Annotated in this window: 2 protein-coding genes; both read left to right on the top strand. The window is 66.7% G+C overall.

Annotation, left to right across the window (positions count from 1 at the left end):
* On the top strand, nt 1-709 hold a 709-nt coding region (locus H7U20_RS12435), incomplete at its 5' end, for a phosphopantetheine-binding protein (protein ID WP_199759469.1).
* Between the two features lie 102 nt (nt 710-811).
* Nucleotides 812-5,406: non-ribosomal peptide synthetase (locus H7U20_RS12430; RefSeq protein WP_199759468.1), on the top strand; the 4,595-nt coding region annotated here is incomplete at its 3' end.

Genomic DNA, 5,406 nt, shown 5'->3' with positions numbered 1-5,406 from the left:
CGACCTGGGCTCCTACCGCGCCGACGGCTTGATCGACTTCCACGGCCGGCTCGACTTCCAGGTCAAGATCCGTGGCTTCCGCATCGAGCTGGGCGAAATCGAGGCGCGCCTGGCCCAGTGCGCGGGCGTGCACGAGGCGCTGGTGCTGGCGCGCGAGGACGTGCCGGGCGACAAGCGCCTGGTCGCCTACCTGACCGGCAGCCCGGGCGGCGCGGCCGAACTGCGCGCCGAACTGGGCCGCACCTTGGCCGAGTACATGCTGCCGGCCGCCTTCGTCGTGCTGGAGCGCTTCCCGCTCACGCCGAACGGCAAGATCGACCGCAAGGCGCTGCCGGCGCCCGACCTGTCGGCCCTGGCCAGCCGCGACTACGTGGCGCCGCAGGGCGAAGTCGAAGAGGCCGTGGCACAGATCTGGCGCGAAGTATTGGGCGTGGAACGCGTCGGCCGCAACGATCACTTCTTCGAACTCGGCGGATCGTCCTTGTCGGCCACCCAGGTGTTCGTTCGTTTGCGCAAGGACTTCGAGGTGGAGCTGCCGCTGGTCGAGTTGTTCCAGCATCCGCTCCTGGCCGACCTGGCCGAGGCCATCGTCTCTGCCGTACTCCAGACCTATGCAACAGACGATATCGCGCTGGCCAGCGCTTCGATCGAAGGCTTGTCCGACGAAGAACTGGACGCCTTGCTGGAACAGGAACGCTCGCCCAATTAAGCCGTGCCAACAGTTACGTGGTTTTTTCAGAATCGATAAATAGGAAAAATAGTGGAAAAGAATTCGTCAAAAGAACTCAGCGCCCGTCAACGCGAATTGTTAATGCTCCGTCTGAAGAAGACGGCGACCTCGAAAGCGGCATCGTCGGCGTTGTCCCCTATCGTTCCTACTGATCGCAGCCAGTCGCTGCCGCTGTCCTGGGGCCAGCAGCGCATGTGGTTCCTCGACCAGCTCGATTCTTCCGCCGGCAATGCCTATCATATGCCGCTGGTGCTGCGCCTGAGCGGCCCGCTCGATACCGGCGCGCTGCGCGCCACGCTGGACCGCCTCGTCGCGCGCCACGAAAACCTGCGCACCACCTTCGTCTTGCAAGACGGCCTGCCGGTGCAATTGGTCGGCCCGGCCGAAGGCGCCCGTTTTACCCTGCTTGAGCACGACTTGAGCGCATTGGCGGACCAGGCGCGGCAAAGCGAAATCGAGCGCCTTGGCGTCGACGTGTTCGGCCCCTTCGACCTGGCCCAAGGACCGCTGATTCGCGGCCAGTTGCTGCGCCTGGACGACACCGAACACCTGCTGCAGATTAACCAGCACCACATCATTTCCGACGGCTGGTCGTTGGCCGTCCTGGTGCGCGAAGTGCAGACCTTGTATGCCGCCCTGAGCCGGGGACAGGCCGATCCGCTGGCGCCGCTGGCGATCCAGTACGCCGACTATGCCGTCTGGCAGCGCGAGTGGTTGCAAGGGGCGACCCTGCAAGCACAGGCGGACTACTGGAAGCGGCATCTGACCGGCGCGCCAGAATTGTTGAGTTTGCCGACCGACCGTGCCCGTCCGGCGCTGCAAAGCCATGCCGGCGCCAGCCTTGCCTTCAACTTCCCGGCTCCGCTCAGCGCGGCCATCAAGGCGCTGGGCCAGCGCCACGGCGCGACCTTCTTCATGACCATGCTGGCCGGCTGGGGCCTGCTGCTGTCGCGCTTGAGCGGACAGTCCGAGGTGGTGATCGGCAGCCCGATCGCCAACCGCCAGCGGCGCGAGGTCGAAAGCCTGATCGGCTTTTTCGTCAATACGCTGGCCCTGCGTTTGAACATCGAGAGCGAATCCAGCGTGGCCGCCTTGCTGGCCCAGGTGAAGGCGTTGACGCTCGACGCCTACGCGCACCAGGACATCCCGTTCGAGCAGGTGGTCGAGGCCGTCAAGCCGACTCGCAGCCTGAGCCACAGCCCCTTGTTCCAGACCACCTTGACCCTGAACGAGGCTGTCGCCACGGGCGGTGCCGAAGTTGACCAGACCGGACTGCTGGTGCGTGGCGTGGAGCAGGCGCATACGACGGCGCAATTCGATCTTCAGTTGCTGCTCTCGGCCAGCGGCAGCTGCATCAGCGGCACGCTGGTGTATGCCAGCGCGCTGTTCGACGCCGCCACGGCCGAGCGCATGCTGGGCCACCTGCAAACCCTGATGCAGTCGATGGTCGAGGACGAGCAGCGCGAGGTGTCGCGCCTGGCCCTGCTCAGCGCGGCCGAGCACGAGCAACTGGTCAAGACCTTCAACGACACGGCGCAGGCCTATCCGGCCGATAAGCTGATCCATCAATTGTTCGAGGAGCGGCTGGCCGAACATGGCCAGGCGACGGCCTTGGAAACGGCCGAGGAGAGCCTGTCCTATGCCGAACTGAATGCCCGCGCCAACCAGCTGGCCCACGCCCTGATCGCGATGGGCGTCAAGCCCGACGAGCGGGTGGCGATCTGCGCCCGGCGCGGCGTGCCGATGGTGGTCGGACTGCTGGGCATCCTCAAGGCCGGCGGCGCCTATGTGCCGCTGGACCCGGATTATCCGGCCGAACGCCTGGCGTATATGCTGGGCGACTGCGCGCCCGCCGTCCTGCTCACCACCGACGATGTGCTCGACAATCTGCCGGCCAGCAGCCTGCTGCGCGTGCTGGTGCTCGACGCCGAGCCCAGCCTGGCGCGCCGTCCGACGCACAATCCGAACGTGGCCGGCCTGACCTCGCGCCATCTCGCCTACGTGATGTTCACCTCCGGTTCGACCGGCCAGCCGAAAGGGGTGATGGTGGAGCACCGCAACGTGCTGCGCCTGGTCGTCAACAACCCGTACGCGCGCATCACGGCGGCCGACTGCATCGCGCACTGCGCCAGCCCGGCCTTCGACGCCAGCACCTGGGAACTGTGGGCGGCGCTGCTCAACGGCGCGCGCGTGCTGCTGGTGTCGCAGGAAGCCTTGCTCGATCCGCGCAAGTTCAACGAGACCCTGCTGGCGGGGCGGGTGAGCGCGCTGTGGCTCACCGCCGGCCTGTTCAACGAATACCTCGACGCGCTCAAGCCGGCCTTCGCCAGCTTGCGCCTGCTGATGGTCGGCGGCGACGTGCTCGATCCGCGCAGCGTGGCGCGCGCCTTGCTGGCGCCGGCGCCGGGTCAGCTGATCAACGGTTACGGTCCGACCGAAACGACGACGTTCGCCATCACCCATTTGATCGAGGCGGTGGCGGCCGACGCGCGCAGCATTCCGCTGGGGCGCCCGATCGGCAACACCCAGGTCTACCTGCTCGACGCCCATTTGCAGCCGGTGCCGCTGGGCGTGGCGGGGGAAATCCACATCGGCGGCGACGGTGTGGCGCGCGGTTACTTCAATCAGCCGGCGCTGACAGAGGAGCGCTTCCTGCTCGATCCCTTCAGCGCCCAAGCTGGCGCGCGCATGTACAAGTCGGGCGACTTGGGTCGTTGGCTGGCCGACGGCACCATCGAATACCTGGGCCGCAACGACTTCCAGATCAAGATCCGTGGCTTCCGCATCGAGCCGGGCGAGATCGAAGCGCAGTTGGTGCGTTGCGAAGGCGTGAAGGAGGCGGTGGTGCTGGCGCGCGAAGACGTGCCGGGTGAGAAGCGTCTGGTCGCCTACCTGACCGGCACCCCCGGCAGCGCGGCCGAACTGCGCAGCCGCCTGAGCGCGCAACTGGCCGAGTACATGCTGCCGGCCGCCTTCGTCACGCTGGAGCAGTTCCCACTGACGCCGAACGGCAAGCTTGACCGCCAGGCCCTGCCTGCGCCGGGCATGGCCGCCGTCGCGGCGCGCGCCTACCAGGCGCCGCAAGGCGAGGTGGAAGCGGCGCTGGCGCGGATCTGGTCCGAGCTGCTCGCCGTCGAGCAGGTCGGCCGCGAGGATAATTTCTTCGAGCTGGGCGGCCATTCGCTGCTGGCGGTGCAGCTCATGTCGCGCATCCGCAGCGACATGGGTGTGGAAATCGGCTTGCGCGATCTGTTCGCGCAGCCGACGCTGGCCGCTTTTGCCGGCCAGGTGGCGCAGGCGCGGCAATCGACCCTGGGCACGATTCCCCTGGCCGACCGCAGCGTCAACCAGCCGCTGTCGCTGGCCCAGCAGCGCCTCTGGTTCCTCGACCAACTCGACGCGGCGGCCGGTGCCGCCTATCATATGACGGCCGGCCTGCGCCTGTCCGGCGAGCTCGATACGGCGGCGTTGAAGGCCACGCTCGACCGCATCGTCGCGCGCCACGAAATCTTGCGCACCACTTTTGCGATCAGCGACGGCGAACCGGTGCAACACATCGGCCGCGCCGACATCGGCTTTGCGCTCGACGAACAGGACTTGAGCGAGCTTGGCGCGGCCGATCAGCAGGACGCCATCGCCGCTGCCAGCGCGGCGTTTTTCGCCCAGCCATTCGTCCTGGCGGACGGTCCGCTCATTCGTGCGCGGCTGATACGCCTGGCGGACAGCGAGCATTTGCTGTTCATTTGTAACCACCACATCATCTCCGATGGCTGGTCGCTCGGTGTGCTGGTGCGTGAAGTGAGCGCCTTGTACACGGCCTTCAGCCAGGGACGCGACGATCCGCTGGCGCCGCTGGCGATCCAGTACGCCGACTACGCGGCGTGGCAACGCGGCCATTTGCAAGGTGAGACCCTGCAAGCGCAGGTCGACTATTGGAAAGGGCATCTGGCCGATGCGCCCGAACTGCTGGCCCTGCCGACCGACCATCCGCGTCCGGCCGTGCAAAGCTATACCGGCGCCCATCTGCCGGTGCAACTGCCGGCCGCTTTGAGCGAGGGAATCAAGCAGCTGAGCGCGCGCCATGGCGTGACCGTCTTCATGACCCTGCTCGGCGCCTGGGGCATCCTGATGGCGCGCATGAGCGGGCAGGGCGACGTGGTGATCGGCAGCCCGATCGCCAACCGCCAGCGCAGCGAGATCGAAAACCTGATCGGTTTCTTCGTCAACACCCTGGCACTGCGCGTCGATAGCGACGGCGAGCCGAGCGTGGCCGAGCTGCTGGAGCGGGTCAAGACCTTGACCCTGAACGCCTATGCGCACCAGGATATCCCCTTCGAGCAGGTGGTCGAGGCGCTCAAGCCGGCCCGTAGCCTGAGCCACAGCCCGCTGTTCCAGACCATGTTCACCTGGAACCAGGCGACGACGTCGGAAGCGCATCAATTGCCCGGCTTGCGCATGGCGCCGATCGCGCATGCGGCCAGCGCAAGCCAATTCGATGTCTCGTTGTCGCTGTCGGAAGGAAGCGATGGCATCGGCGGCGCGCTGGAATACGCCACCGACCTGTTCGAGGCCGACAGCATGCGGCGTTTGCTCGGCTATTTCCAAAATATCTTGGAGGGCATGGTGGCCGATCCGGCGCAGGCGGTCAGCCGCCTGGCGCTGGTGGGCGCGGCCGA

The organism is Rugamonas violacea (assembly GCF_016461825.1).
In the GTDB taxonomy this organism is placed as follows: Bacteria; Pseudomonadota; Gammaproteobacteria; order Burkholderiales; family Burkholderiaceae_D; genus Rugamonas.
Note: the sequence above shows the minus strand (reverse complement) of the source record. Positions and strands in the feature narration are given on the sequence as shown.